The organism is Amycolatopsis sp. NPDC004378 (genome assembly GCF_053602455.1).
Genome location: NZ_JBSGDR010000006.1, coordinates 129050 through 155768, shown reverse-complemented (window position 1 = coordinate 155768; position 26719 = coordinate 129050). Strand labels below are relative to the sequence as shown.

Sequence of the window (26719 nt, the reverse complement as noted above, 5' to 3'; positions counted from 1 at the left end):
GTTTCCTAAGTCAGAGAGCGGTCAGGCGCCAACGGCTTCGAGTTCGGCCTCGATCGCGGCTTCGAGGCGCTCGCGCACCTCGGGGACGTCGATCTTCACCAGGATCTCGTGGAAGAACCCGCGCACGACCAAGCGGCGCGCGGCTTCCTCGGCGATCCCGCGCGACTGCAGGTAGAACAACTGCTCGTCGTCGAACCTTCCCGTCGCGCTCGCGTGGCCGGCGCCTTCGATCTCGCCGGTCTCGATCTCGAGGTTCGGCACCGAGTCCGCGCGCGCCCCGGGCGTCAGCACCAGGTTGCGGTTGAGCTCGTAGGTGTCGGTGGCCTCGGCCGCGGCGCGGATCAGGACGTCGCCGATCCAGACCGCGTGCGCGTCGTCGCCCTGCAGCGCGCCCTTGTACATCACGCGCGACTTGCAGTTCGGGACCGCGTGGTCGACGAAGAGGCGGTGCTCCTGGTGCTGGCCCTGGTCGGCGAAGTAGACGCCGAGCATCTCGACGTCGCCGCCCTTGTCCGCGAAGGTCGCCGTCGGCGAGACGCGCACGAGGTCGCCGCCGAGGGTGATGACCGTGTGCCGCAGCGCGGCGTCGCGGCCCAGCTTCAGGTGCTGCTCGGAGACGTGCACCGCGTCGTCGGCCCAGTCCTGGACGCTGACCACGGTGACCTTGGCGCCGTCGCCGATGACGAACTCGACGTTGTCGGCGTACGTGCCGGAGCCGACGTGGTCGAGCACGATCACGGCCTCGGCGAACGCCTCGGCGCGGACCTGCAGGTGCCCGTAGGCGACCTGGCCCTCGCCCGGGCCGTGGATCCGCAGCACGGACGGCTTCGACGCCTTCGTCTCCTTCGGCACCGTCACGACGGTGGCCTTCTGGAACGACGAGTACGCCTGCGCGGCGATCCGGTCGCTCGGGACGCCCGCGGCGCCCAGCCGCTCGTCGTCCCGGCCGACCGACTCGATCTTCAGCTCGGGGGCGGCCTCGGTCTCGAGGGTGATCTCGCCGGTGGCGACGGCGCTGCCGTCGTGCAGGCCGCGAAGGCGCTTCATCGGCGTGAAGCGCCAGTTCTCCTCACGACCGCCGGGGACCTCGAAGGCCTCGACGTCGTAGGAGGTGAAGCGCTCCGCGCGGGAGGCCGCCGGAATGACGGCCCCCTCGCGAAGAGCTTCGGAAACGTTGTTCTCGGTAACCGACATGACTAGCCGACGGACCCTTCCATCTGGAGCTCGATCAGGCGGTTCAGCTCGAGCGCGTACTCCATCGGCAGCTCACGGGCGATCGGCTCCACGAAGCCGCGCACGATCATCGCCATCGCCTCGGCCTCGTCGAGCCCGCGCGACATCAGGTAGAACAGCTGGTCCTCGCTGACCTTGGACACAGTCGCCTCGTGGCCCATGGACACCTCGTCGTTGCGGATGTCCACGTACGGGTACGTGTCCGAACGCGAGATCGTGTCCACCAGCAGCGCGTCGCAGACCACGCTGGAGCGCGAGTGGTGCGCGCGCTTCGCCACGCGGACCAGGCCGCGGTAGGAGGTGCGGCCGCCGCCGCGCGCCACCGACTTCGACACGATGGTCGAGGACGTGTGCGGCGCGAGGTGCTCCATCTTGGCGCCCGCGTCCTGGTGCTGGCCCTCGCCCGCGAACGCGACCGACAGGACCTCGCCCTTGGCGTGCTCGCCCATGAGGAACACCGACGGGTACTTCATCGTCACCTTGGAACCGATGTTGCCGTCGATCCATTCCATGGTCGCGCCCTCTTCGCACTTGGCGCGCTTGGTGACCAGGTTGTAGACGTTGTTCGACCAGTTCTGGATGGTCGTGTAGCGGCAGCGGGCGCCCTTCTTGACGATGATCTCCACGACCGCCGAGTGCAGCGAGTCGGACTGGTAGATCGGCGCCGTGCAGCCCTCGACGTAGTGCACGTAGGCGTCTTCGTCGACGATGATCAGGGTGCGCTCGAACTGGCCCATGTTCTCGGTGTTGATCCGGAAGTAGGCCTGCAGCGGGATCTCGACGTGCACGCCCTTCGGCACGTAGATGAACGAGCCGCCGGACCACACCGCCGTGTTCAGCGCGGAGAACTTGTTGTCGCCGGCCGGGATGACCGAGCCGAAGTACTCCTGAAACAGCTCCGGGTGCTCCTTGAGCGCGGAGTCGGTGTCCAGGAACAGGACGCCCTGCTCCTCCAGGTCCTCGCGGATCTGGTGGTAGACGACCTCGGACTCGTACTGCGCGGCGACACCGGCGACGAGGCGCTGCTTCTCCGCCTCGGGGATGCCGAGCTTGTCGTAGGTGTTCTTGATGTCCTCGGGCAGGTCCTCCCAGGAGGTGGCCTGCTTCTCCGTGGACCGCACGAAGTACTTGATGTTGTCGAAGTCGATCCCGGAGAGGTCGGCCCCCCAGTTGGGCATGGGCTTCTTCTCGAAGAGCTTGAGCGCCTTCAGTCGCGCTTCGCGCATCCACTCCGGCTCGGACTTCTTCGAGGAGATGTCGGTGACGACGTCCTCGTTCAGCCCGCGACGGGCGCTGGCGCCCGCCTCGTCGGAGTCCGCCCAGCCGAACGCGTACTTGCCAAGGGACTCGATGGTCTCTTCCTGGCTCAGTGGCGCGGTGGTGGGAGTGCGCTGCTCGGCAGCGGCAGTCATGCGGGTTTCCCTCCATTCGGGATCCGTGCTGTGCGCCCAGAGGGCACCGTGCTTCCCGGCTCGGGATGGGCCGGGTTGTTCCCCGTCGTGACGGGAACGTGGGTGGTGCACGCGGAGTCCCCGCGTGCGATCGTCGCCAAGCGCTGGACGTGGGTGCCCAGCAGCCTCGCGAACGCCTCCGTCTCGGCCTCGCACAGCTGCGGGAACTCCGCGGCCACGTGGGCGACCGGACAGTGGTGCTGACAAAGCTGCGCCCCGACGGTCTGACCGGGCGCCGGAGCACCGACCTGACGGGTCGACGCAGCGTAGCCTTCCCTGCTCAGCGCGGTCGCGAGGGCCTCGGCGCGCGCCGCGGGATCACTCGATCCGGTGATCGCGGGGCGGTGCGGGCCGACGAGCTTCTCGACGCGCTGCTCGGCGAAGGCGCGCACGGCGTCTTCGCCGGCGTGCTCGGCGAGGAAGCGGATGGCGGAGACGGCCAAGTCGTCGTAGGCGTGCCCGAAGCGGGCGCGACCGGGCTCGGTGAGCAGGAAGAGCTTCGCCGGACGGCCCCGGCCCCGGGGTCCGCGGCGCGGCGCGTCCCTCGTCTCGGCCTCGCCGTCCGCGAGGAGCGCGTCCAGGTGCCGGCGGACGGCCGTCGGGCTGATCCCGAGCTGCTCGGCGACCACGACCGCGGTCATGGGACCCTGTTCCAGCAGCAGCCGGGCGACTTCCTGCCGGGTCTTGCCCTCGGCGCTGACCTGCGACGGGACGTGCGGGTGCGGGGCGCGGGGCATGTCGCCGCCCGCCTGGTCACCCGCCTCCGTCTTTTTCACAACACAAGTGTGTCTTATTTCCGGATGACCCGCAAAGGCGGGGTGTCCGGCAGTGACCCGACTCACTCCGGGGCGGACCGATACCCTGCTCCCGTGGCAGTGGGTGAACAGGACCAGCAGGCGGCGGCCGTCGCGACCGAGAGTGCGCGGGTTGTCACGCTTTCGCCCGTCCACCCCCGCGAACCGCTCCCCCTCGAGGCCGACGAGCTGCGGGGGCTGAACGTCGTCCGCCGCTTCGGCACGGTCGGGTCCCTCTTCCTCGCGCTCGGCTCGCTCGGCGCCGGCGCCGCCCCGGTGATCAACCCGGTGCAGGAGATCCCGGTGCTGCGGCTGTTCACCCGCATCCCGACGGTGTCGCTCGCCATCGCGATCTCCGGGATGGGGATCCTGGTGCTGAGCTGGCTGATGCTGGGCCGGTTCGCCCAGCCGAGCCGCACGCGGCTCGCGTCGCAGGGCCAGCTGGCGCGCACGATCGCGCTGTGGGTGCTGCCGCTGCTGGTCATCCCGCCGCTGTTCTCCCGCGACGTCTACAGCTACCTCGCGCAGAGCGAGATCGTGCACCGCGGCATGGACCCGTACGTGCTGGGCCCGGCGCAGGCGCTCGGCGTCGCCGACCCGTTCACCGCGGGCGTGTCGAACATGTGGCGCGAGACGCCGGCGCCGTACGGGCCGCTGGTGCTGCGCCTCGGCGGCTGGCTCGCGCCGATCTCGGGCAACAGCATCGCGATGGGCGTGCTGCTGCAGCGCGTGCTGGCCCTGGTCGGCGTCGTGCTGATCGTCTGGGCGCTGCCGCGGCTGGCCCGGCGCTTCGGCGTCCAGCCCGCGACGGCCCTGTGGCTCGGCGCGCTGAACCCGTTGCTGATCTTCCACTTCGTCGCCGGCGCCCACAACGACGCGCTCGCCATCGGCCTCATGCTCGCCGGGCTGGAGGTCGGCATCCGGAAGCTGCCGATCCGCGTGAAGGGCGACACTCCCCCGCCCCTGGCGCGCGGCGAACTGCTGTACATCGGCCTGGGTGTCGCGATCATCACCCTGGGCGTCGCGGTGAAGCTCCCCGCGGTGTTCGCGCTGCCGTTCTTCGCCGTGATGGTGGCGCGACGCTGGCACGGCCGGCTCAAGGACCTCTTCTACGCGGGCGCGCCGATGGCGGCGTGGTTCGGCGTGGTGCTGGTGGCGGTGTGCTTCGGCACCGGTCTCGGCTTCGGCTGGGTCGGGGCGACGTTCAACACCCCCGGCCTCGTCCGCTCCTGGATCTCCCCGACCGCCGAGCTGGCCAACCTCTCCGGCGTCCTCGGCATCGCGCTGGGCCTGGGCAATCACACCAACGGACTGGTGCCGATCCTCGGCGCGCTGGGCTACCTGATCGCGGTCGCCATCACCGCGAAGTTCCTCTGGGACAGCTTCAAGTGGCGCTACCGGCCGATCATCGGCCTCGGCGTCTCCCTCGGCGCGGTGATGATCCTGCAGATCAACCTGCAGCCCTGGTACGTGCTGTGGGCGGTGATCCCGCTCGCCGCCGCGGCCGGGACGTCGCGCTTCCGGGTGGCCGCGGCGGTGCTGTCGGCCGCCCTGCCGTTCCTGCTCCCGCCCACCGGAAGCACCTTCGACGGCCGCCCGTACGTGCTGCCGTTCGCCTACGTCGCGGCGATCGTCGTCTGCGGCGGCGGGGTGCTGGTCGTGCGGCGGCTGGCTCCGGTGTTGCTGTCCAGGCCGTCCCCGCGGCTGCCCGCGCGGGCCGAGCCCGTATCGTGACCCGATGTGAGTGCCCCCGCCGTCGAGATCACCGGGCTGGTCAAAAGCTACGGCTCCACCCGCGCGGTCGACGGTCTCGACCTGCGGATGGAGCGCGGCAGCCTGCTCGCCCTGCTCGGCCCGAACGGGGCCGGCAAGACCACCACCGTCGAGGTCTGCGAAGGCTTTCTCAAGCCTGACGCGGGCACCGTGCGCGTGCTCGGCCTGGACCCGGTGCGGGAGTCGGCCGCGCTGCGCCCCCGCGTCGGGATCATGCCCCAGGGCGGCGGCGCCTACCCCGGCGTCCGCGCCGACGAAATGCTCGGGCTGGTGGCCTCCTGCGCGGCGGCCCCGCTGGACCAGGCCTGGCTGCTGGACGTCCTCGGGTTGTCGCCGGTGCGCCGGACGCCGTTCAAGCGCCTCTCCGGCGGGCAGCAGCAACGGCTGTCCCTGGCCTGCGCCCTGATCGGCCGCCCCGAGCTGGTGTTCCTCGACGAACCGACGGCCGGCATGGATCCGCAGGCCCGGCGACTGGTGTGGGACCTGCTGTCCGCGTTGCGCCGCGACGGCGTCTCGGTGCTGCTGACCACGCACCTGATGGAAGAGGCCGAGGCGCTGGCCGACACGGTGGTGATCGTGGATCACGGCAAGGTCGTCGTCTCGGGTGCGCCCCAGTCCCTGACCGTGGACGACAGTGGCACGGCGGGGCTGCGCTTCAAAGCCCGCACGCGGCTCGACACGGCGTTGCTGACCGCGGCGCTGCCGGAGGGCTACGCGGTGCGCGAGTCGGCGCCGGGGACGTACGTGGTGATGGGCCTGGTCGACCCGCAGGTCGTGTCGACGGTCACGGCGTGGTGCGCGCAGCAGGGCGTGCTGCCGGAGGAACTGCAGGTCGGCAAGCGGACGCTCGAAGAGGTCTTCCTGGAGCTGACCGGACGGGAGCTGCGGGCATGACCGTTTTCGAGCCCGGTGTGTTCACCCCCGCGCCCGGCCGCGGGTCGCTCGGCCGGATGCTGCGGACGCACGCGCGCGTCGAGGCCGGCCTCACCCTGCGCCACGGCGAGCAGGTGCTGCTGACCCTGCTCATCCCGCTGGCGCTGCTGATCGGCCTGTCGCTGCTGGACATCCTGCCCGCGTCGTCGCTGGGCTCGACGTCCAAAGTGGACTGGATCACCCCGCGCATCCTGGCGCTGGCGGTGATGTCGTCGGCGTTCACCGGCCAGGCGATCGCGCTCGGCTTCGACCGGCGCTACGGCGTGCTGAAGCGCCTCTCGGCGACGGCGCTGCCCCGGTGGCTGCTGGTGGCCGGGCGCCTCATCGCCGCGCTGGTCGTGGTCGCCCTGCAGTCGGTGATCATCGGGGTCGTGGCGGCGTTCCTCGGCTGGTCGCCGTCCCTGTCGGGGCTCGCGTCGGCGATTCTGCTGCTGGTGCTGGGAACCTTGGCTTTCGGCGCTTTGGGCGTGCTGCTGGGTGGCGCGCTGCGGGCCGAGGCGGTGCTGGCGCTGGCGAACATCGTGTGGTTCGTGCTGCTGCTGGCGGGCGGGATCCTCCTGGCGCCGTCTTCGCTGCCCTCCGGGCTCGCGGTGGTGGTGGAGCTGCTGCCTTCCGGCGCGCTGGCCGAGGGGATGCGGACGGCCCTGGTGGACGGTTCCTTCGCGCCCGGGCCGCTCGCGGTCCTGGCCGTCTGGGCGGTTCTCGCGGGCGCCCTGGCTTCCCGCACGACGAAGCTCACCTGAGGCCCGGCGCGTGACCTAGGTCCCTTGCGCCCGCGGCGTCGCTCTGGGCGCCGGGACCTGCCGAAAGCCCGATTTCCGCGCGCTCTACCATCGATGGCGTGCCGTTCACCAGCCTTGTCGCCCGTCTGCCGTTCCCGTCCGCCGCCGTGCAACGGGCCGTCGGGATCGCCGCCGTCGTCGCGCAGGCGCTGATCGGCGTCACCGGGTCCGTCGTGCGCGTCACCGGGTCCGGCCTCGGCTGCCCGACCTGGCCGCAGTGCGTCTCCGGCAGCCTGGTGCCCAAGCACGACTCCGGGATCGACGCGGTCAACCAGTGGATCGAGTTCTCCAACCGGATGCTCACCGGCGTCGTCATCGCCGTCGCCGCGATCGCCGTCATCACGGCGTGGCGCGTGCAGATCGACCACCCGAGCCGCACCCGGCTGGTCAAGCTGGCCTGGACGATGCCCGGCGGCGTCGTGCTGCAGGCCGTCGTCGGCGGGATGACCGTGCTCGCCAAGCTCGAGTGGTGGACCGTCGCGATCCACTTCCTCGCCACCACTCCCCTCGTCTGGCTCGCCGTCCTGCTGCTGCGCGCGTTCCGCGAAGGCGACGAGCGCGCGCGGCCGCTGGTGCCCGGCCGCTCGGTCCTGGTCGCGCTGACCGTCGTCATGTGGCTGGTGCTCGCGGCGGGCACGACGGTCACCGGCGCCGGCCCGCACAGCGGCGACATCAACACCCACCGCCTCGCCGTCCCGGTGGAGACGCTCGCCCAGGTCCACGGCGGACTGCTCGTGCTCTACCTGCTGCTGCTCGCGGTGTTCGGCCTGCAGCTGATGCGCGTCGGCGCGCCGAAGAGCCTGTGGCAGCGCTACGTCGCGGTCTGGGTCGTCGCGGTCGCGCAGGGCGGGCTCGGTTCGCTGCAGTACGCGCTGGGCGTGCCCGAGGCGATGGTGTCGTTCCACGTGCTCGGCGCGATGGCCGTGATCATCGCGACGGCGACGCTGTGGACCGGCAGCCGCGACCGCGGCCCGGCCACTTCGCTGACGCCCGCGCCGAAGGAGCTCGCCGCGGCCTGAGGACGTCGCCGCACGGCCACACGGCCGTAACTCACTGTCGGCGTTTCGGTCGCTCAGCGCGCCTACCTTCGGGTCATGACGACGCGCTCCGCGCCCAAGCCGCTCATCTCCCACCGCCGCGGTACCGGCGAGATGGTCGTGCTGAAGACGTTCCTGCTGGTGCCGTTCGCGGCGCTCCTCATCGCGGTCCCGCTGGTGTGGGGCTGGGGCATGACGTGGGTCGACCTGGTGCTGGCGGCGGTGTTCTACGTCCTCGCGACGCTCGGGGTGACGGTCGGCTACCACCGCTACTTCACCCACGGCGCGTTCAAGGCGTCGCGTCCCCTGCGGGTGGCGCTGGCGATCGCGGGCAGCATGGCGGTGCAGGGCTCGGTGATCTTCTGGGTGGCCAGCCACCGCCGCCACCACGCGTTCGCCGACCGCGAGGGCGACCCGCACTCGCCGTGGCTGTACGGCACCTCCCCGGCGGCCCTGCTGCGCGGCTTCTGGCACGCGCACATGGGCTGGATGTTCTCCCGCGAGGTGACGAACGCGGACCGCTTCGCCCCGGACCTCGTCGCGGACGGCGACCTGCGCGTGGTGAACCGTTTCTTCTGGCTGTGGATCACCCTGAGCCTGGCCCTGCCGGCGGCTCTGGGCGGCCTGCTGTCGTGGTCGTGGTGGGGCGTCGTGACGGCGTTCTTCTGGGCCGGCCTGGTCCGCATCGCGTTCCTGCACCACGTGTCGTGGTCGGTGAACTCGATCTGCCACTTGATCGGCGAGAGGCCCTTCGCCTCCCGAGACAAGGCGGCGAACTTCTGGCCCCTGGCGGTGCTGTCGATGGGCGAGTCGTGGCACAACTCCCACCACGCGGACCCGACGTGCGCCCGGCACGGAGTACTGCGGGGGCAGGTGGACGTCTCGGCGCGGGTGATCCGGACGTTCGAGCAACTGGGCTGGGCAACGGACGTGCGGTGGCCGCGGGCCGACCGGCTGGCCGCGAAGCGCGCGCACGCTTAGCTTGTGAAGGCCGGCAAGATTCTATTGCTCCGGCCTCGACACGAAAGAGAAGTGAAGCCCCTCAATCGTGTCCGCAGACGTGCCTTTACTGTGAGCCGAATTCCAGAGTGACTCGAAGGAGACTCACAGTGAAACAAGTCGGCACCAAGGTTCTGCTGCTCGCGGCGGCGATCACCGCGATCCTCGCCGTTGCCGGAATCGTCTCCCTGACCTCGACCGGCCGGGAACCGTCGACCACCACCACGACCGTCGCGGCTCCCTACGGCGGTGGCGGCGGCAACACGGGCAACAAGGTCGACGAATAGGGCGGATCCCTCGTCACCGGCCACTTTCGCGTCGGTCACGAGGGTTTCCACCGAAACGCGATGCCATAGCTTTCCCGCGGATGGCAGCCTTCGAGAAACGTGTGCCGGACGAAACCGTCCCCGACGGCCAGCAGATGCGGGTCCCCGTCCGGCGGCTGGTGCGTCCGCTCGAATTCGAGTTGCTCCGAATACCACCAGCACGCCTCGGGAAGATGCCGCGAGTCGAAGTTGACCCGGATGGTCAACCCGCCGGGCGCGATGCCGTGGTGGTCGATGTCGACGTTGACCCACTTGCGTTCTTCCCCGAGTTGCCCGTCGAGCGCTTCCGACTCGAAGGTATAAAGCTCGCCCTTTCCCAGGGTCCGGCGGAACCGCAACCGTGGGCGTTTGCCGGGTGACGTGACCACCCGGCAAGCCCACAAAGCCGTCACGGGCAAGTCATCCGGGTCATGCGTCCAGCCGGTCGCCGCGTGGACGTCGTAGCCGTCGACTCCGTGCTCGCAGGCGACGATGTCTCGTTCGGTGATGCGGCGCCGTATCGTCCGGCGGTGCATCACCGCGGTGACGAGCATGCGGTTGATGAACACCGGCTGCGCCCCTCTCGACGCCGCCCGCGCCCGCCATCCGACGCGCTCGGAGTTCGTCGCCTCCACTGCCGCGCGCCCGATGTCGACGTAGGACCACCAGCCCGCATCGTCCAGCACAACCAGCTTCTCGGCCAGCCGGACGGCCAGCGCCGGGAGTGCCTGCCGCCAGGCTTGGTGCATCGGCGTCGTGGTCGTGGGTGGCGGGTCGCCGAAGACGCCCGGCACCCGCATCAACTGGCGGAAGCGGTCGCCCAGCGTCGCCTTCCAGCCGGTCCCCTCCGGGGCCGGCGGTACCCGGAACGCCGCCATCAGGGTGTTGTGGCGGCGGGAGTTCCCGGCGGCGCCGATCTCGTCGACGATCAGGCCCCACACGGCGAACGCGCGCATCTCGGCCGTCTCGGCGATCGACGACGCCACCAGCGAGCGGAGAACGGCCGCCGGCTCGCTCGCCGGTTTTTCCATCGCGTCGCGGAGAAAGTGAAGCGGCTCGCCGTCTTTGCGCCTCGCCAGCCAGCGCAGCGCGGCTTCGACTTCCTCGGGCGACGCCGCTTCCTCCGCCGGTTCGCTGCCCATCCCCACGGTCATGACGCCCTCCGCTACCCGACGAAGATCGACAATTCACGACAACTTCGGACAACGGCGAAATCCGCGGCGACAAGACTTCGGCAACAAGAAATCCGATCCGAAAACAAAAGATCATTCCCGGTCGGTCCTGCCACCGGTCACCATTGCCCAAGGCTGTACTAGTACACCGCTAAAGGGGTAGCACAGTGACCAAGGGCAGGACAAGGAAACCGATCCCGGGCCGCGGTCTCCCGGAACTGGTCAAAGTCGCCATGACCGGCGTCGGCGGGCTCTACATGCTCACCGGCTCGATCACCGTGACCCTGATCGGCGCGGCGGTCGCCCTCGCGCTGGCCGTCACAGAGCGGGCCGTGCGTTGACTACGCCAGCTGCTGCCGCACCGCCGAGGCGAACCTCGTCGCCGCTCCTGGGTCTGTCTGGCGGAAGCCCAGTGAGGGCTCTGTCAGCTCCAGCTCCAGCAGCAACGGCTTGCCGTCCGCGCCGCGGACCAGGTCCACCCGGGCGTACAGCAGTTCGGCGCGCAGGATCCCCAGCAGCGCCGTCGACGCGTCCAGGACGTCCTCCGCCAGCGCCACCGCGTCCGCCGGCGGGGAGGCCGCGGCCAGCTTCTCCGACAGGTACAGGCCCGATGAATCCATTGTGGACCCGAGCATCGCGCCCTTCGAGAACGCGTGCGAGAAAGTTCCGCCCAGGTACACCAAGGCCAGCTCGCCCGAAGTGTCCACACTGGACTGGTACGGCTGGACCAGCGCCGTGTGGCCTTCGGCGTGCAGAGCGGCGAGGTGCTTGGACGCGTCCGCACCCGCGGCGAAGCGGGCCGCCCCTCGGGAGCCCGCGCCCACCGAGGGCTTGACCACGAAGTCGGTGGCCGGGAACCGGGCGGTGTCACCCGGCGCGACCAGCGACGTCGGGACCACCGCGAGACCCGCGTCGAGCAGCTCGGTCAGGTACGACTTGTCCGTGTTCCACCGGACCACCGCCGCCGAATTGAACAGCGCCGGGACCGACTCGCACCACAAAAGGAACTCCGCACGGCGGGACGCGTAGTCCCAGGTCGCGCGCAGGATCACCGCGTCCGCCGCGGCGAAGTCGGCCGAAGAGTCCCAGGGTGCCCACGACACCGCAAAGCCCAGCGATTCCAGGGCGGGAACGATGGCGTCGTCGTCGCCGTCGCCGGAAGGGAGCTCCGCGCAGCTGACCAGGATCGCGCTGCGGGTCACCGGCCCGCCATCTTGCGGCGGTGCTCCGCGCCGATCTTCGTCGCCTTCACCGTCTCCGCGTCCCACGACGCCGCTTCGAGGTCCTCGACCTGCTCGACCAGGGCTTCGCCCGTCGCGACCGAGGGCACCACGACGTCGCCGAGCGCGCCGTCGGCGCCGACCAGCACCACGCGGGCGCCCGCCCGGCCGATGTTCTCCACCACCGCGCGGGACGGCTTGCCGTGCGCCTTCACGAACTTGCGCGCCGCGCCCAGCTGGGCGCTGGTCGGCGAAACAGTCTCTTCGGAATCAGACACGTCCGGAACGTTAACGGAAGACCGGCCGGAACGCGGAACAGCGTGGCGTCGGCCATAGTTGTGCGGGGGAGAACCCGACCCGAGGAGGACGCATGCCCACCGCAGTGCAGGTGACGAAGACCGGCGGCCCGGAAGTGCTCGAACCGGCCGAAGTGGACGTCCAGGCCCCGCAGGCCGGCGAGCTGCTGGTCGAGGTCGCCGCGGCCGGCGTCAACTACATCGACACCTACCAGCGCCAGGGCATCTACCCGATGGAGCTGCCGGTCGTGCTCGGCCTCGAGGGCGCGGGCACGGTCCTGGAGGCCGGCCCCGGCTCGGGCTTCGCGCCCGGCGACCGCGTCGCCTGGCAGGGGTCGCTCGGCAGCTACGCGGCGCGCAAGATCCTCCCCGCGTCGATGGCCGTGAAGGTGCCCGAAGGTGTCTCCCTCGAGACGGCCGCCGCGATCATGTTGCAGGGCATGACCGCGCACTACCTCGTCGCGTCGACGTTCGAGGTCAAGCCCGGCCAGGACGTCCTGGTGCACGCCGCCGCGGGCGGGGTCGGGCTGCTGCTGGTGCAGCTGGCGAAGGCGCGCGGCGCCCGAGTGATCGGCACAGTCTCGACCGAGGAGAAGGAGAAGCTCGCCCGCGAGGCCGGCGCCGACGAGGTCATCCGCTACGACCGCGAGGACTTCGCCAAGATCACCCGCGAGCTGACCGGCGGCGAGGGCGTCGACGTGGTCTACGACGGCGTCGGCAAGGACACCGTCGACGGCAGCCTCGCCAGCCTCAAGATCCGCGGCCTGCTCGCCCTGTTCGGCGCGTCCAGCGGCCCGGTGCCGCCGATCGACCCGCAGCGCCTCAACTCGGGCGGCTCGCTGTACCTGACGCGCCCGACGTCGGCGCACTACACGCGCACCCGCGAAGAGATCGACTGGCGCTCGAAGGAGCTGTTCGACGCCATCCTGGCGGGCCGGCTGACCGTCCGGATCGGTGGCAAGTACCCGCTCGCCGACGCCCGCAAGGCCCACGAGGACCTGCAGGGCCGCCGCACCACCGGCAAGCTCCTGCTCATCCCCTGAACGCCGTGAAGGCCGCTTTCGAGGACGTCCCTCGACAGCGGCCTTCCGGACCGGGGCTCAGCCCTTGTCGGTCGGGACCGAGACGGCGTCGGTGACGAAGACCAGCGTCTCGTTCGGCTGGATGCCGCGGCCGCCCTGGCCGTAGGCGAGGTCCGGCGGGATGATCAGCAGCCGGCGGCCGCCCTGCTTGATGCCGGCCAGGCCCTGGTCCCAGCCCGGGATGACCTCGCCCGCGCCGAGGTTCAGGTCGAACGTCTCGCCGCGGTCGTAGGAGTTGTCCAGGACCTTCTTGTCCGACCACGTCACCAGCAGGTAGTTCATCTTCAGCTTCTGGCCGGCCTTCGCGCCGTTGCCGGTGCCCTCGGACAGGTCCTTGGTGATCAGCTTCTTCGGCGGGTCGCAGCTGTCGGGAATGGTGATTTCGGGCTTCTCGCCGAACTTCCCCGTGGTCTTGATGTCGTCCGCCGTGCACTCGCGGCCCTTGCTCTGGGTCGCCTGGGCGGCGGCCGACGACGGGACCGGCGGCCCCGCCGGGGCGGCCGTCTCGGTCTTGGCGTCCTGGCCGCACGCGGCCAGCGACAGCGCCGCCGCGGCGACGACCACGATCTTCCCGATTTTCTGCATGCCGCGCAGACTAGTCAAGCACGGAGAGTGCCGGAACCTCGTCACCGGTCCGGACCACGCCGAGCCGCCGGGTCGCCCGCGTCAGGGCGACGTACAGGTCGTTGAGCCCGCGCGGCGAGCCCGCCACGATCTCGTCCGGCGCGACCAGCACCACCGAGTCGAACTCCAGGCCCTTCGCACGCTCGACGGTCAGCACGCTCAGCCGTTCGTCGAACGACGCCAGCAGCCCCGACACCTCGTCGAGCCGGCCGGCGGGCACCAGGACCGCGACCGTCCCACCGTCCACAGCGGACAGTTCGGCGGCGGCCAGTCCGGGCAGCTCCGCCGTGGTGGCGCGCACGGACCACGGCGGAACGCCCGTCTCCCGCACCGAGGACGGGGCCGACAAGGCCGGATCGACCTCGGCGAGAACGCGCGCCGCGACGGCCATGATCTCCGCGGGCGTGCGGTAGTTCACGGTCAGCTCTTCCAGGCGCCACCGGTCTTCGACGTACGGCGAGAGGACTTCGCCCCACGACCGCGCACCGCCGGCCGCCCCGGTCTGGGCGACGTCGCCGACCAGCGTCATCGACCGGTTCGGCGACCGGCGCATCAGCAGCCGCCAGTCCATCGCCGAAAGCTCCTGGGCCTCGTCGACGATCACGTGCCCGAACGTCCACGTCCGGTCCTGCGCCGCGCGCTGGGCCGCGGTCAGCTCGCTGCGCGCGACCTGGCGCTCGGCGAACAGCTCGGCGTCGAGGACGTCGGAGACGCGCAGCAGCTCTTCGTCGATGATCTCTTCGTCCTGCTCGAGGATGTCGAGCACGCCCTCGGCGTACGCGCGGTCCTCACGCTCACGGCGTTTGCGCTCGACGCGGGCTTCGGTGTCGTCGACGCCGATCAGCTCGGCCAGCTCGTCGAGCAGGGGCACGTCCGCCGGCGTCCACTTCGCGTCGCGCCCGCTCTCGAGCCGGGCCCGGTCCTCGGCGGACAGCAGCTTCCCGGCCGCCTTGGCGAGGCGTTCGCGGTCGGCGAACAGGTCGTCGAGCACGCTCTCGGGCGTCAGCACGGGCCACAGCTCGTTCAGGGCGGCGGCGACGTGCTCGTCGGCGGCCAGCTCGGCGCGGATGTCGGCGACGTCCTGCCCGTCGAGGAGGTCCTCCCCCAGCTTCCGGGCGGCCTGGCGGGTCAGCGCGTCGAGGACGTCGGAGACGAACAGCCGACGCGCCGGGTTGTGCGGGCGCCGCGAGCGGCGGGCCCGGGTGCGGGCGTCCGTGCACGTCTTGCGGTCCAGGCGCAGCACGTCGTGCTCGTACTCGATCTCCATGACCGGTTCGGGCACGCGCTGGCGGTCCCGGACGGCGTTGGCGAGCACCTCGGCCATCACCAGCCGCCCCTTGATCTCGGTCGCTTCGCGCGACTCGGCGCCGTCGGCGTCCAGGCCCGGGTAGAGCTGCCCGATCGTGGCGAGCAGCACGCCGGTCTCGCCGAGGGAGGGCAGGACCTGGCCGATGTAGCGCAGGAAGGTGCTGTTGGGCCCGACGACGAGCACGCCGCGCGTGGTGAGCTGCTGGCGGTGCGTGTAGAGCAGGTAGGCGGCGCGGTGCAGCGCGACGGCGGTCTTGCCGGTGCCCGGCCCGCCCTGCACGACCATGACGCCCCCGAGCGGAGCGCGGATGATGCGGTCCTGCTCGGCCTGGATGGTCGCGACGATGTCGCTCATCTCACCGGTGCGGCGCTGCTCCAGCGCGGCGAGCAGCGCGGCCTCGCCGGCCAGGCCGAGGTCCTGGCCCTGGTCGGCGGCGGTGAGGTCGAGGATCTCGTCGTCGAAGCCGGTGACCTTGCGGGTCAGCGACCGCAGGTGCCGCCGCCGTCGCACGCCCTCGGGCGACGCGGCGGTGGCGAGGTAGAACGGCCGCGCGACGGGCGCCCGCCAGTCGACGAGCAGCGGCTTGTAGTCGTCGTCCTCGTCGAACAGCCCGAGCCGCCCGATGTAGGTGGTCTCCTCGGCGCTCTCGGGGACGAAGTCGAGCCGGCCGAAGGCGAGCCCCTGCTCGACGGAGCCCAGCTGGGCGAGCCGGTCGGTGTAGAGCGTGGTGGCGACGTCGCGCTCGGTGCGGGCCTGCGGGGTGCCGCCGGTCTGCCGCAAGGTCTCGTCGAGACGGCGCTGGGCGTCGAGGCGCTCGGCGTCGAGCTTCGTGTAGAGGGTGGTCACGTACGCCTGCTCGCGGGCGAGCTCGGCGGAGAAGCCGTCCGAAGACAAGGATCCTGCTTTCACCTCAAGGGAAAAGAGCCGGTCAAGTCTAACGACCCCGGCCCCGCGATCATTCCGGCCCGAGGGCGCAGTAGGGGTAGACCTCGGCCCGCAAGCCACGCCGGAGGGCGACCGGCAGCTCCCGCTCCCCCGGTGCGCACGACACGCTCGCCGGGGGCAGCCGGTCGCTGCCCGTCAGCTGGCCGGTTTCCGTGCGGTAGAGCACCGCGCCGCCGCGGCTGGTCAGGGCCCGGCAGTTCGCCGACGTGTAGCGGACGCCGCCCGGCACCGGGGTCGCCGTCACCGGCGTGAGGCCGCCCATGCTCTCCGGGGTCAGCCAGACCACCCGGCCGAGGGTCACCGGGCCGGCGGCGTCGACTCCGGTGCGCTCCCCCGGGCCCAGCACCGGCACCTCGACGCGGGCCGAGCCGGCGGTCACCGGGATCCGGTAGGCGAATTGGGTGCTCGTGTTCTCCAGCACCGTGCCCGCGCCCGCCTCGGCGACCCGCAGCCCGCCGCCGCCCGGGGCCGCCTCCGGTGCGGACGGGATCGCGGTGATCCGGGACGGGATGGCGCAGCCGGTGCCGAGCAGCCGGTTCTGGTCCAGCTCGACCCGGCCGCGGCCCAGGAGCACCAGCAGGCCGAGGGTGACGACCACGACCGCGCCGAGCGCGATTTTCCTGATCATCTCAAGAGGTTCCGGAGCACCTCGGCCACCCGCTCGGGTGACCAGCCGGGCTCAGAACGGCAGGCCGAGGGTGGGCAGGCCGATCGCCGAGTCCACCGCCAGGGCCACGAACACGATCATCAGGTACGTGTTCGAGCGGTGGAACAGCGCCATCGGCTTGGTCTCCTCGCCGCGCCGCACCGCTGCCTGCAGGCTGTGCGCGTAGAAGAGGAACCAGCCGCCGGCCAGGATGGCGAACGTGCCGTACAGCCACGACGTCACCGGGAGCAGCAGCAGCGTCCAGGCCACCATCACCCACGAGTAGATGACGATCTGGCGCGCGACGTGCTGGGCCGTGGCGACCACCGGGAGCATCGGGACGCCCGCGCGCTCGTAGTCGTCGCGGTACTTCATGCCCAGGGCCCAGGTGTGCGGCGGGGTCCAGAAGAAGATGACGCCGAACATCACGAACGCCGGCCACTGCACGGTGCCGGTGACCGCGGCCCAGCCGATGACCACCGGCATGCAGCCGGCCGCGCCGCCCCAGACCACGTTCTGCGACGTGCGCCGCTTGAGGCCGAGCGTGTAGACGAAGATGTAGAAGAGGATCGTGGCCACGGCCAGGATCGCCGAAAGCAGGTTCACCGTGAGGTACAGCACGGCGGCCGAGGCGACGCCCATGACCAGGCCGAAGATCAGCGCGCCGCGGCGGGGCACCGAGTCCTTCACCAGGGGACGCCGCTTCGTGCGGTTCATCACCTTGTCGATGTCCGCGTCGATCACGCAGTTGAGCGCGTTCGCGCTGCCCGCGGCCATCGTCCCGCCGACCAGCGTGGCCAGGACCAGCCACGGCGAGGGGATCTGACGGCCGGCGAGGAACATCGCCGGGATGGTGGTCACCAGGAGGAGCTCGATCACCCGGGGCTTCGCGAGGGCGGCGTAGGCGCCCACGACCCGGCGGATGCTTCGCCGGTCACCGTGCGGTCGTTCACCGGTCGGGTGCACGGCGCTGGTGTCTTCACTGCGTCCGTGCGCAGCGTTCACCAACGACATTTCACTCCCTGCGTCAGGTTCGGGCGGGTCCGTGCCGGAAGGCCGTGGTGGAGCGCCGGTCTGAACCCTCGAACGATGTTAGACGTGGTGAATCCCGTGGGTGATCGCGGGTCCTCGACGCGTCCAAGCACTAGGCTGGCCGCGACGGGCCGCGATTGCCCCTGCGCATGGCCGCGAGCAGGAATATCGTCCCTTCGGGATCGATTGAGATAGGTAGCCGCGCGTACGGGTAACCGGAACGAGGAAGACCAGCCGCAACCAGAATGACCGGGAGTTGGAGTTCAGTGTCCGAAACCGCCCCTACCAGCGAGAACAACCCACTCCTCCGGCGCAACGTGCCCGCCGACTGGACCGAGACCGACACCCGCGCCGTGGACACCGTCCGGGTGCTCGCGGCCGACGCCGTCGAAAACTGTGGCAGTGGCCACCCCGGCACCGCGATGAGCCTGGCGCCGCTGGCCTACACGCTCTTCCAGCGCACGCTGCGTCACGACCCGAACGACCAGAACTGGCCGGGCCGCGACCGCTTCGTGCTGTCGGCCGGGCACTCGAGCCTGACCCTCTACATCCAGCTGTACCTCGCCGGCTACGGCCTCGAGCTCGAGGACCTCAAGCAGCTGCGCAAGTGGGGCTCCAAGACGCCGGGCCACCCGGAGTACCGGCACACCGACGGCGTCGAGACCACCACCGGCCCGCTCGGGCAGGGCCTGGCCAACGCCGTGGGCATGGCGATGGCCGCCCGCCGCGAGCGCGGCCTGCTCGACCCGGACGCGGCGCCCGGCGAGAGCCTCTTCGACCACCACATCTTCGTGATCGCCTCCGACGGCGACATCGAAGAGGGCGTCACCTCCGAGGCCTCGTCGATCGCGGGCCGCCAGGAGCTGGGGAACCTGATCGTCTTCTACGACGACAACAAGATCTCGATCGAGGACGACACGAACATCGCGCTGTCCGAGGACACGGTCAAGCGCTACGAGGCCTACGGCTGGCACACCCAGGTCGTGGAGGGCGGTGAGGACGTCGTCGCGATCGAGGAGGCCATCAAGGCCGCCAAGGCCGAGACGCAGCGGCCGTCGTTCATCGCGCTGCGGACCGTCATCGGCTACCCGGCCCCGAAGAAGATGGGCACGGGCAAGGCGCACGGCGCCGCGCTGGGCGCCGAAGAGGTCGCCGCCGTGAAGAAGATCCTCGGCTTCGACCCGGAGCAGTCGTTCCAGGTCGAGGACGACGTCATCAAGCACACGCGCCAGGCGCTCGAGCGCGGCAAGGCCGAGCACGCCGAGTGGACCAAGAAGTTCGAGGCGTGGGGCGCGGCCAACCCGGAGCGCAAGAAGCTGGCGGACCGCATGGCCACCCGCTCGCTGCCGGAGGGCTTCGCCGACAACCTGCCGAAGTGGGAGCCGGACGCCAAGGGCATCGCGACCCGCAAGGCTTCCGGTGAGGTGCTGAACGCGCTCGCCGACCCGCTGCCGGAGCTGTGGGGCGGCTCGGCCGACCTGGCCGAGAGCAACAACACCACGATGAAGGGCGCCGACTCGTTCGGTCCCGAGAAGGCCGCCACCGACATGTGGCAGGCCAACCCGTACGGCCGGACGCTGCACTTCGGCGTCCGCGAGCACGCCATGGGCTCGATCCTCAACGGGATCGCGCTGCACGGCGGCACCCGCCCGTACGGCGCGACGTTCCTCATCTTCTCCGACTACATGCGCCCGCCGGTCCGGCTGGCCGCGCTGATGAAGGCGCCGGTCACCTACGTGTGGACGCACGACTCGATCGGTCTCGGCGAGGACGGCCCGACGCACCAGCCGATCGAGCAGCTCTCCGCGCTGCGCGCGATCCCGGGCCTCAACGTCGTCCGCCCGGCGGACGCCAACGAGACCGCGTACGCGTGGAAGGCCGTCCTGGAGGACGTCCACCACCCGTCGGGCCTGGCGCTGACCCGCCAGAACGTGCCGGTGCTCGAGGGCACCAGCGCCGAAGGCGTCGCCAAGGGCGGGTACGTCCTGGCCGACAGCGACGGCACCCCGGACGTGGTCCTCATCGCCACCGGCTCCGAGGTCCAGCTGGCGGTCGAGGCCAAGAAGACCCTGGACGCCGACGGCGTCAAGGCGCGCGTCGTGTCCATGCCGTGCGTCGAGTGGTTCGACGCGCAGGACGCGGCCTACCGCGAGTCCGTCATCCCGGCCGGTGTGAAGGCCCGCGTGTCCGTCGAGGCGGGCATCGCCCAGTCGTGGCACCGCTTCACCGGTGACGCCGGGGTGAACGTTTCGATCGAGCACTTCGGCGCCTCCGCCGATGCCGCCACACTGTTCCGTGAGTTCGGGTTCACCGCGGAAGCAGTCGTCGAGGCGGCCCGCCGCTCGATCGCCAACACCAAGAACTGAAGGGGATGACAGTAATGAGCACCGACAAGCTCGCGCAGCTGTCCGAAGCGGGCGTATCGATCTGGCTGGACGACCTCTCGCGGGAACGCCTGAACACCGGCAACCTCGCCGGCCTGATCCGCGACAAGCACGTCGTGGGCGTGACGACCAACCCGACGATCTTCGCCAACGCGATGTCGAAGGGCGACGCCTACGACGAGCGGACCCGCGAACTCGCCGCCCAGGGCGCCGACGTCGAGGCCACGATCCGCGACCTCACCACGACCGACGTGCGCAACGCCGCGGACCTGTTCCGCGACGTCTACACGGCCACGAACGGCGTCGACGGCCGCGTCTCCATCGAGGTCGACCCGCGCCTGGCCAAGGACACCGACAAGACGGTCGTCGAGGCGCAGGACCTGTGGAAGACCGTGGACCGGCCGAACGTGCTGATCAAGATCCCGGCCACCGAAGAGGGCCTGCCGGCCATCACCAGGACCCTGGCCGAGGGCATCAGCGTCAACGTCACGCTGATCTTCTCCGTCGAGCGGTACAAGAAGGTCATCGAGGCCTACTTCGCCGGCTTGGAGCAGGCGAAGGCCAACGGCCACGACCTGCGCGGCATTCACTCCGTCGCGTCGTTCTTCGTCTCCCGCGTGGACACTGAGATCGACAGGCGCCTCGACGAGATCGGCACCGACGAGGCCAAGGCCCTGCGCGGCAAGGCGGCCGTCGCCAACGCCCGGCTCGCGTACGCGGCCTTCGAGGAGCTGTCCGCCACGGACCGCTGGAAGGCCCTCGCGGCCGAAGGCGCGAACGCGCAGCGCCCGCTGTGGGCGTCGACCGGCGTCAAGAACCCGGACTACTCCCCCACGCTCTACGTCGACCAGCTCGTGGTGAAGGACACCGTCAACACGATGCCGGAGAAGACCCTGGACGCGGTCGCGGAGCACGCCGAGATCACCGGCGACCAGGTCAGCGGCCGCGCCGCCGAGGCGCAGGAGGTCTTCGACAAGCTCGAGGCCGTCGGCATCGACATCCGCGACGTGTTCCTGGTGCTGGAGAACGAGGGCGTCGAGAAGTTCGAGAAGTCGTGGACCGAGCTTCTGGAGACCGTGCAGGGGCAGCTCGAGAAGGCGAAGGGCTGAAGCACGACATGACGACAGGTGAGAAGACCGGCGTCGAGATCGTGGACGCCGCACTGGCGGAGCGCGCCGCGCCGCTGGTCGAGCAGCTGGTCACCGACCAGGTCGCGTCGAAGCTGGCGGCGCAGGACGCGACGCTCTGGGGGCCGGACGCCGAGCCCGAGGCGTCGATCCGGCTGTCGTGGACGACGCTGCACAAGTCGTCGCGGCCGCTGATCGGCGAGATCGAGGCGCTGCGGACCGAGCTGCGGTCCGAGGGCGTCGACCGGGTCGTGCTGGCCGGCATGGGCGGCTCGTCGCTGGCGCCGGAGGTCATCACCGGCACCGACGACGTCGCGCTGACCGTGCTCGACACGACCGACCCCGGCCAGGTCGCCGACGCGTTGGCGGGTGACCTCGAGCGCACCGTGATCGTGGTGTCGTCGAAGTCGGGCGGCACCGTCGAGACCGACAGCCACCGGCGGATCTTCGCGAAGGCGTTCACCGACGCGGGGATCGACGCGGCCCGGCGGATCGTGGTCGTCACCGACCCGGGCTCGCCGCTGCAGGAACTGTCCGAAAAGGAGGGTTACCGCAAGACCTTCCTCGCCGACCCGCACGTCGGCGGCCGCTACTCGGCGCTGACCGCGTTCGGGCTCGTCCCGGCCGGGCTCGCCGGCGCGGACGTCGCCCGGCTGCTCGACCAGGCCGCTTCGGTGGCCGACGAGCTCGCCGCGGACTCGGCCGGCAACCCGGCGGTCAAGCTGGCCGCCGCGTGGGCCGCCGCGCACGAGACGGGCGCCGAGAAGGTCGTGCTGGCCGACACCGGCTCGGGCATCAAGGGCTTCCCGGACTGGGCCGAGCAGCTGATCGCTGAGTCCACCGGCAAACAGGGCACCGGCCTGCTGCCGGTCGCGGTCGAAGGCCCGGAGGCGCCCGGCTTCGCCGACGCCAAGTCCGACGCCACGCCCACCGCGGTCGGCAGCCCGCAGGGCGCGGCGAAGATCGCCGTCACCGGCTCGCTCGGCGCGCAGTTCCTGCTCTGGGAGTTCGCCACGGCGCTGGCCGGGCGGCTGCTCGGGATCAACCCGTTCGACCAGCCGGACGTCGAGGCGGCCAAGAAGGCGGCCCGCGCGCTGCTGGACGACCCGGAGAAGCTGAAGGGCGGCGAGGAACCGTCCAACGTGGACGGTCCGGTCGAGATCTTCGGCTCCGCCGGGGTTTCCACCGAGGGCAGCCTGACCGAGGTGCTGCGCGCGTTCTTCGCTTCGGCGCCGGAAGCGGGCTACATCGCGGTGCAGGCCTACCTCGACCGCCTCGACGACGCGTCGACGGCCCTGCTGCGCGGCGAAATCGCCAAGCGCACCGGCCTGCAGACGACGTTCGGCTGGGGCCCGCGGTTCCTGCACTCGACCGGCCAGTACCACAAGGGCGGGCACCAGAACGGCGTCTTCCTGCAGCTCACCGGCGCCGTCGAGCAGGACCTCGAAGTGCCGGAGCGGCCCTACACGCTGGGCCAGCTGCAGCACGCGCAGGCCTTGGGCGACGGGCAGGTGCTCGCCGAGCACGGCCGCCCGGTGCTGCGCCTGCACCTGACCGACCGGGCCGCGGGCCTCGCGGCGGTCGTCCGCGCGGTACAGGCGGTACAGGAGGTCACCGCATGACGTGGACCAACCCCCTTCGCGACCCGCGGGACAAGCGGCTCCCGCGGATCGCCGGGCCGTCCAGCCTGGTGATCTTCGGGGTCACCGGCGACCTGGCCCGCAAGAAGCTGATGCCCGCCATCTACGACCTGGCCAACCGCGGGCTGCTGCCCGCCGGCTTCTCGCTCGTCGGGTTCGCCCGCCGCGACTGGGAGCACCAGGACTTCGGCGAGCTCGTGCACGACTCGGTCAAGGAGCACGCGCGGACGCCGTTCAAGGAGTCGGTGTGGAACCGGCTCGCCGAAGGCATCCGGTTCGTCCAGGGCACCTTCGACGACGACGACGCCTTCGACCGGCTCGCGCAGACGGTCAAGGACCTCGACAAGGAACGCGGCACCGGCGGCAACACGGCGTTCTACCTGTCGATCCCGCCGAGCGCGTTCCCGGTGGTGACCAAGCAGCTGGCCCGCTCGGGCCTGGCCCACGCCGACGAGAACACCTGGCGGCGCGTGGTCATCGAGAAGCCCTTCGGGCACGACCTGAAGAGCGCCGAAGAGCTGAACGCGATCGTCAACGACGTCTTCCCCGAGGAGTCGGTGTTCCGCATCGACCACTACCTCGGCAAGGAGACGGTGCAGAACATCCTGGCGCTGCGCTTCGCGAACCAGCTGTTCGAGCCGATCTGGAACGCCAACTACGTCGACCACGTGCAGATCACCATGGCCGAGGACATCGGCCTCGGCGGCCGCGCGGGGTACTACGACGGCATCGGCGCCGCGCGCGACGTCATCCAGAACCACCTGCTGCAGCTGCTGGCCTTCACCGCGATGGAGGAGCCGCTGTCCTTCGAGCCGCGGGCCCTGCGCGCGGAGAAGATCAAGGTGCTCTCGGGCACCAAGCCGGTGGAGCCGCTGGACAAGACGACCGCGCGCGGCCAGTACACGGGCGGCTGGCAGGGCGGCACGAAGGTGCCCGGCCTGCTGCAGGAGGAGGGCTTCGCGAAGGACTCGAAGACCGAGACCTACGCCGCGGTGACCCTCGAAGTGCAGAGCCGCCGCTGGGCCGGGGTGCCGTTCTACCTGCGCACCGGCAAGCGGCTCGGCCGCCGCGTCACCGAGATCGCCATCGTGTTCAAGCGGGCGCCGCACCTGCCGTTCGACTCGACGTCCACCGAGGAGCTGGGGCAGAACGCCCTGGTCATCCGGGTGCAGCCGGACGAGGGCATCACGCTGCGGTTCGGCTCGAAGGTGCCGGGGACCACGATGGAGGTCCGCGACGTCACGATGGACTTCGGCTACGGGCACGCGTTCACCGAGTCCTCCCCCGAGGCCTACGAGCGCCTGATCCTCGACGTCCTGCTCGGCGAGCCGTCGCTGTTCCCGGTCAACGAAGAAGTCGAGCTGTCCTGGAAGATCCTGGACCCGGTGCTGGAGCACTGGGCCAAGGGAGGCTCTCCGGAGCAGTACCCGCCGGGCACGTGGGGCCCGCCGTCCGCCGACGAAATGCTGGAGCGCACCGGCCGGAAATGGAGGCGCCCGTGATCATCGACCTGCCGTCCACCACGACTTCGGCGCTCAACAAGAAGCTGGTGGAGATCCGCGAACAGGGCGGGCAAGTCGCGCTCGGGCGGGTCCTGACGCTGGTGATCGTCGCCGACGACGACGCCAACCTCGAAGACGCCATAGAAGCCGCCAACGGCGCGAGCCGGGAGCACCCGTCCCGGGTGATCGTGGTGGCCAAGGGCGCGCGCACCGCGGCGCCGCGGATCGACGGCCAGATCCGGGTCGGCGGCGACGCCGGCGCGAGCGAGGTCATCGTGCTGCGGCTCTACGGCCCGCTGGCCGCCCAGGGCCAGAGCGCGGTGGTGCCGCTGCTGCTGCCGGACGCGCCGATCGTCGCCTGGTGGCCGGGCACCGGCCCGAAGGACCCGGAGAAGGACCCGCTCGGCGAGCTGGCCCAGCGCCGGATCACGGACTCGGCCGCGGAGAAGAACCCGGTCAAGGCGCTGACCACACGGGCGAAGGTGTACGCCGCGGGCGACACCGACCTGGCGTGGACCCGGCTGACCCGCTGGCGGGCGCAGCTGGTGTCGGCGCTGGACCTGCCGCCGTTCGAGAAGGTCACCGGCGCGACCGTGACCGGCGAGGCCGACTCGCCGTCCACCGAGCTGCTGGCCGCCTGGCTGGCCGAGTACCTGAAGGTGCCGGTCAAGCGGGTCAAGAGCTCGGGCGCGGCGGGCATCATCTCGGTGACGCTGGACCGGCGCTCGGGCCCGGTGGAGCTGCACCGGCCGGACGGCCGCGTCGGCACGCTGACCCAGCCGGGCCAGCCGACCCGGCGGATCGCCCTGCAGCGGCGGACCACGCAGGACTGCCTGATCGAGGAGCTGCGCCGGCTCGACCCCGACGAGGTGTACGAAGCGGCGCTGCACGGCCTCGGCAAGTTCACGTCCGGGACGAACGGGAAGACCGGCGCGCCGGCCAAGCCCGACGTCACCACCCCGGCCGCGGACGAGGCGGCCAAGAAGCCGGCTCCTGTTTCCGCCAAGGCCAAGAAATGAGCAAGACCGAGGTCGTCGTCTACGCGAACCAGGACCTGCTGGCGGCCGCCGCGGCCGCCCGGCTGGTCACGCGGCTGGTGGACGTCCAGGCCGCCAAGGGCTCGGCGTCGCTGGTGCTCACCGGCGGCGGCACGGGCATCGCGGTGCTGGCCGAGCTCCAGGCGTCGTCGGCCCGGGACGCGGTCGACTGGTCGCGCCTGGACATCTACTGGGGTGACGAGCGGTTCGTCCCGGCCGATTCGGACGAGCGGAACGAGAAGCAGGCCCGCGAGGCCCTGCTCGACCACGTCCCGCTCGACCCGAAGCGGGTCCACGCGATGGCGGCGTCGGACGGCGAGTTCGGCGACGACGTCGACGCGGCGGCCGCGGCCTACGCCGAGGTGCTGGCGTCGAACGCGGGGCCGGAGGACCACGGCGACGTCCCGTCGTTCGACATCATGCTGCTGGGGCTGGGCGGTGAAGGGCACACGGCGTCGGTGTTCCCGGAGTCGCCGGCGGTGTACGAAACCGACCGGTCGGTGGTGGCGGTGCGCAACTGCCCCAAGCCGCCGCCGACCCGGATTTCCCTGACCCTGCCGGCGATCCGCCAGGCCCGCGACATCTGGCTGATGACGGCGGGCGAAGCGAAGGCGGACGCGGTGGCGCTGGCCCTGGCGGGAGCGGGCGAAGTCCAGCTCCCGGTCGCCGGGGCCCGGGGTCACCGCCGCACGTTGTGGCTGCTCGACCGCACCGCGGCGGGCAAGCTGACGAAGGTGTACCAGCCCCCGACGGCTTGAGCCGGTCCGGTGAAGGCCCCCTGCTCCGGCAGGGGGCCTTCACTGCTTTTCCGGCTGCCAACCGCGGCCGAGGCGGCCGAAGATCTCCTCCGCCGCCTTCAGGCGGTTCTCCTGAGCCAGGATCAAGTCCCGCGAGGACAGCGCGAAGCGGGCCAGTGCCGCGCACGAGACGTCGTCGGCCGGAGCGCCCGTCTCTTCGGCGATCGCCCGGGCCAAGGCCGTCTCGTGGCGCAGCCACATCCGGCGGCCGTACTCGCGCAGCGCCGGGGTGCTCTCGATGAGGCGCAGGAACTCCTCGTCCGGGCCGCCGTCGGAGATGTCCCGCAGGGTGTGCTCGCGCAGGGCGTCCACGATCGTGTGCCCCGGCGGCCGGCCGCGCACCGCCTCGACGAGGGCCGCCTCGATGTCGTCGTCCTGGTCGAACAGCAGGGCTTCCTTGCTCGGGAAGTACTTGAACAACGTCGTCACCGAGACGTCCGCGGCATCGGCGACGTCCTTCACCCCCACCGCGTCGTAGCCGCGTTCGAGGAACAGCGCGAGCGCCGCGTCGGCCAGGGCCTGGCGGGTCTGCGCCTTCTTGCGCTCACGGCGTCCCATCACTTCGGTCATGGACCCAGCCTACGTGATGGTGGACTCAC

General features: G+C 71.0%; 25 protein-coding genes. 14 read left to right on the top strand and 11 right to left on the bottom strand.

The features are described 5' to 3' along the window. Positions 1-21: 21 nt before the first annotated feature. From sufD to ACWEN0_RS20685, 3 genes are read right to left on the bottom strand one after another with little or no spacing between them, the layout of a single operon-like run. Positions 22-1194, bottom strand: a complete 1173-nt coding sequence (gene sufD / locus ACWEN0_RS20695; protein WP_451975593.1) for a Fe-S cluster assembly protein SufD — start codon at positions 1192-1194, stop codon at positions 22-24. Between the two features lie 2 nt (positions 1195-1196). Further along, positions 1197-2645 (bottom strand): Fe-S cluster assembly protein SufB, encoded by a 1449-nt coding sequence (gene sufB / locus ACWEN0_RS20690; protein WP_451975590.1) that lies wholly within the window; start codon positions 2643-2645, stop codon positions 1197-1199. After that, the gene (locus tag ACWEN0_RS20685; RefSeq protein WP_451976175.1) at positions 2642-3421 is read right to left on the bottom strand and encodes a helix-turn-helix transcriptional regulator; all 780 of its coding nucleotides are present in this window, start codon (positions 3419-3421) and stop codon (positions 2642-2644) included. Before ACWEN0_RS20685 ends, sufB begins: the two co-directional genes overlap by 4 nt. Positions 3422-3559: 138 nt before the next feature. On the opposite strand from ACWEN0_RS20685, the gene mptB reads away from it, so the two are divergent. From mptB to ACWEN0_RS20655, 6 genes are all read left to right on the top strand, one after another. Next, complete coding sequence (gene mptB / locus ACWEN0_RS20680) at positions 3560-5212, top strand: polyprenol phosphomannose-dependent alpha 1,6 mannosyltransferase MptB (protein WP_451976172.1); 1653 nt, start codon at positions 3560-3562, stop codon at positions 5210-5212. A 6-nt stretch (positions 5213-5218) separates the two neighbouring features. Beyond that, positions 5219-6145 (top strand): ABC transporter ATP-binding protein, encoded by a 927-nt coding sequence (locus tag ACWEN0_RS20675; RefSeq protein WP_451975588.1) that lies wholly within the window; start codon positions 5219-5221, stop codon positions 6143-6145. Beyond that, positions 6142-6927 (top strand): ABC transporter permease, encoded by a 786-nt coding sequence (locus tag ACWEN0_RS20670; protein WP_451975585.1) that lies wholly within the window; start codon positions 6142-6144, stop codon positions 6925-6927. The genes ACWEN0_RS20675 and ACWEN0_RS20670 overlap by 4 nt, the downstream gene beginning before the upstream one ends. Before the next feature lie 98 nt (positions 6928-7025). After that, positions 7026-7985, top strand: a complete 960-nt coding sequence (locus ACWEN0_RS20665) for a COX15/CtaA family protein (protein ID WP_451975582.1) — start codon at positions 7026-7028, stop codon at positions 7983-7985. Between the two features lie 75 nt (positions 7986-8060). Beyond that, positions 8061-8984, top strand: coding sequence for an acyl-CoA desaturase (locus tag ACWEN0_RS20660; protein WP_451975579.1), 924 nt, complete (start codon positions 8061-8063; stop codon positions 8982-8984). 128 nt (positions 8985-9112) lie between these two features. After that, entirely contained in the window at positions 9113-9289 is a 177-nt protein-coding gene (locus ACWEN0_RS20655) for a hypothetical protein (RefSeq protein WP_451975576.1), read from the top strand. A 35-nt stretch (positions 9290-9324) separates the two neighbouring features. Here the strand turns inward: ACWEN0_RS20655 and ACWEN0_RS20650 are convergent, their stop codons facing one another. Next, positions 9325-10461, bottom strand: a complete 1137-nt coding sequence (locus ACWEN0_RS20650) for a hypothetical protein (protein WP_451975573.1) — start codon at positions 10459-10461, stop codon at positions 9325-9327. Between the two features lie 185 nt (positions 10462-10646). Here ACWEN0_RS20650 and ACWEN0_RS20645 point away from each other — a divergent pair, with 185 nt between their 5' ends. Continuing rightward, positions 10647-10820 carry a hypothetical protein gene (locus ACWEN0_RS20645; RefSeq protein ID WP_451975570.1) on the top strand — a complete coding sequence of 58 codons (174 nt, stop codon included), beginning with the start codon at positions 10647-10649 and terminating at the stop codon, positions 10818-10820. Here ACWEN0_RS20645 and ACWEN0_RS20640 read toward each other — a convergent pair whose 3' ends face one another. Further along, positions 10821-11681: an ATP-grasp domain-containing protein gene (locus ACWEN0_RS20640; protein ID WP_451975566.1), complete on the bottom strand. Its 861-nt coding sequence runs from the start codon at positions 11679-11681 to the stop codon at positions 10821-10823. Then, entirely contained in the window at positions 11678-11977 is a 300-nt protein-coding gene (locus ACWEN0_RS20635) for a hypothetical protein (protein WP_451975563.1), read from the bottom strand. The genes ACWEN0_RS20640 and ACWEN0_RS20635 overlap by 4 nt, the downstream gene beginning before the upstream one ends. 92 nt (positions 11978-12069) lie before the next feature. On the opposite strand from ACWEN0_RS20635, the gene ACWEN0_RS20630 reads away from it, so the two are divergent. After that, positions 12070-13038 (top strand): quinone oxidoreductase family protein, encoded by a 969-nt coding sequence (locus tag ACWEN0_RS20630; protein WP_451975560.1) that lies wholly within the window; start codon positions 12070-12072, stop codon positions 13036-13038. 57 nt (positions 13039-13095) lie between these two features. On the opposite strand, the gene ACWEN0_RS20625 is transcribed toward ACWEN0_RS20630, so the two are convergent. The 4 genes from ACWEN0_RS20625 to ACWEN0_RS20610 all read right to left on the bottom strand — a co-directional run bounded on the left by ACWEN0_RS20625 (position 13096) and on the right by ACWEN0_RS20610 (position 17615). Next, a complete protein-coding gene (locus ACWEN0_RS20625; RefSeq protein WP_451975557.1) occupies positions 13096-13662 on the bottom strand; it encodes an FKBP-type peptidyl-prolyl cis-trans isomerase in 567 nt (188 codons plus the stop codon). Between the two features lie 10 nt (positions 13663-13672). After that, on the bottom strand, positions 13673-15904 hold the full coding sequence (locus ACWEN0_RS20620; protein ID WP_451975554.1) for a HelD family protein: 2232 nt from the start codon (positions 15902-15904) through the stop codon (positions 13673-13675). Between the two features lie 61 nt (positions 15905-15965). Continuing rightward, the gene (locus ACWEN0_RS20615) at positions 15966-16583 is read right to left on the bottom strand and encodes a hypothetical protein (protein ID WP_451975552.1); all 618 of its coding nucleotides are present in this window, start codon (positions 16581-16583) and stop codon (positions 15966-15968) included. Positions 16584-16634: 51 nt separating this feature from the next. Continuing rightward, a complete protein-coding gene (locus ACWEN0_RS20610; RefSeq protein WP_354849658.1) occupies positions 16635-17615 on the bottom strand; it encodes a heme o synthase in 981 nt (326 codons plus the stop codon). A 284-nt stretch (positions 17616-17899) separates the two neighbouring features. Between ACWEN0_RS20610 and tkt the strand changes: the two genes are divergently transcribed. From tkt to pgl, 6 genes are read left to right on the top strand one after another with little or no spacing between them, the layout of a single operon-like run. Further along, positions 17900-19999 carry a transketolase gene (gene tkt, locus ACWEN0_RS20605; protein WP_451975549.1) on the top strand — a complete coding sequence of 700 codons (2100 nt, stop codon included), beginning with the start codon at positions 17900-17902 and terminating at the stop codon, positions 19997-19999. Between the two features lie 14 nt (positions 20000-20013). Further along, entirely contained in the window at positions 20014-21126 is a 1113-nt protein-coding gene (gene tal, locus ACWEN0_RS20600) for a transaldolase (protein ID WP_451975547.1), read from the top strand. Between the two features lie 8 nt (positions 21127-21134). Beyond that, positions 21135-22766, top strand: coding sequence for a glucose-6-phosphate isomerase (locus ACWEN0_RS20595; protein WP_451975544.1), 1632 nt, complete (start codon positions 21135-21137; stop codon positions 22764-22766). Further along, a complete protein-coding gene (zwf, locus tag ACWEN0_RS20590) occupies positions 22763-24286 on the top strand; it encodes a glucose-6-phosphate dehydrogenase (protein ID WP_451975541.1) in 1524 nt (507 codons plus the stop codon). The genes ACWEN0_RS20595 and zwf overlap by 4 nt, the downstream gene beginning before the upstream one ends. Beyond that, the gene (opcA, locus tag ACWEN0_RS20585; protein ID WP_451975538.1) at positions 24283-25305 is read left to right on the top strand and encodes a glucose-6-phosphate dehydrogenase assembly protein OpcA; all 1023 of its coding nucleotides are present in this window, start codon (positions 24283-24285) and stop codon (positions 25303-25305) included. The genes zwf and opcA overlap by 4 nt, the downstream gene beginning before the upstream one ends. Then, on the top strand, positions 25302-26081 hold the full coding sequence (gene pgl, locus ACWEN0_RS20580; RefSeq protein WP_451975536.1) for a 6-phosphogluconolactonase: 780 nt from the start codon (positions 25302-25304) through the stop codon (positions 26079-26081). Before opcA ends, pgl begins: the two co-directional genes overlap by 4 nt. A 39-nt stretch (positions 26082-26120) precedes the next feature. Here pgl and ACWEN0_RS20575 read toward each other — a convergent pair whose 3' ends face one another. Beyond that, positions 26121-26690 carry a TetR/AcrR family transcriptional regulator gene (locus tag ACWEN0_RS20575; RefSeq protein ID WP_451975533.1) on the bottom strand — a complete coding sequence of 190 codons (570 nt, stop codon included), beginning with the start codon at positions 26688-26690 and terminating at the stop codon, positions 26121-26123. Positions 26691-26719: the final 29 nt, after the last annotated feature.

Excerpts from the sequence above, each read along its gene's own strand:
- sufD (WP_451975593.1), bottom strand. The coding sequence starts at position 1,194 with ATGTCGGTTACCGAGAACAACGTTTCCGAAGCTCTTCGCGAGGGGGCC.
- sufB (WP_451975590.1), bottom strand. The coding sequence starts at position 2,645 with ATGACTGCCGCTGCCGAGCAGCGCACTCCCACCACCGCGCCACTGAGC.
- ACWEN0_RS20685 (WP_451976175.1), bottom strand. The coding sequence starts at position 3,421 with ATGCCCCGCGCCCCGCACCCGCACGTCCCGTCGCAGGTCAGCGCCGAG.
- ACWEN0_RS20670 (WP_451975585.1), top strand. The coding sequence starts at position 6,142 with ATGACCGTTTTCGAGCCCGGTGTGTTCACCCCCGCGCCCGGCCGCGGG.
- ACWEN0_RS20660 (WP_451975579.1), top strand. The coding sequence starts at position 8,061 with ATGACGACGCGCTCCGCGCCCAAGCCGCTCATCTCCCACCGCCGCGGT.
- ACWEN0_RS20650 (WP_451975573.1), bottom strand. The coding sequence starts at position 10,461 with ATGACCGTGGGGATGGGCAGCGAACCGGCGGAGGAAGCGGCGTCGCCC.
- ACWEN0_RS20630 (WP_451975560.1), top strand. The coding sequence starts at position 12,070 with ATGCCCACCGCAGTGCAGGTGACGAAGACCGGCGGCCCGGAAGTGCTC.
- ACWEN0_RS20625 (WP_451975557.1), bottom strand. The coding sequence starts at position 13,662 with ATGCAGAAAATCGGGAAGATCGTGGTCGTCGCCGCGGCGGCGCTGTCG.
- ACWEN0_RS20615 (WP_451975552.1), bottom strand. The coding sequence starts at position 16,583 with ATGATCAGGAAAATCGCGCTCGGCGCGGTCGTGGTCGTCACCCTCGGC.
- ACWEN0_RS20610 (WP_354849658.1), bottom strand. The coding sequence starts at position 17,615 with ATGTCGTTGGTGAACGCTGCGCACGGACGCAGTGAAGACACCAGCGCC.
- tal (WP_451975547.1), top strand. The coding sequence starts at position 20,014 with ATGAGCACCGACAAGCTCGCGCAGCTGTCCGAAGCGGGCGTATCGATC.
- ACWEN0_RS20595 (WP_451975544.1), top strand. The coding sequence starts at position 21,135 with ATGACGACAGGTGAGAAGACCGGCGTCGAGATCGTGGACGCCGCACTG.
- zwf (WP_451975541.1), top strand. The coding sequence starts at position 22,763 with ATGACGTGGACCAACCCCCTTCGCGACCCGCGGGACAAGCGGCTCCCG.
- pgl (WP_451975536.1), top strand. The coding sequence starts at position 25,302 with ATGAGCAAGACCGAGGTCGTCGTCTACGCGAACCAGGACCTGCTGGCG.
- ACWEN0_RS20575 (WP_451975533.1), bottom strand. The coding sequence starts at position 26,690 with ATGACCGAAGTGATGGGACGCCGTGAGCGCAAGAAGGCGCAGACCCGC.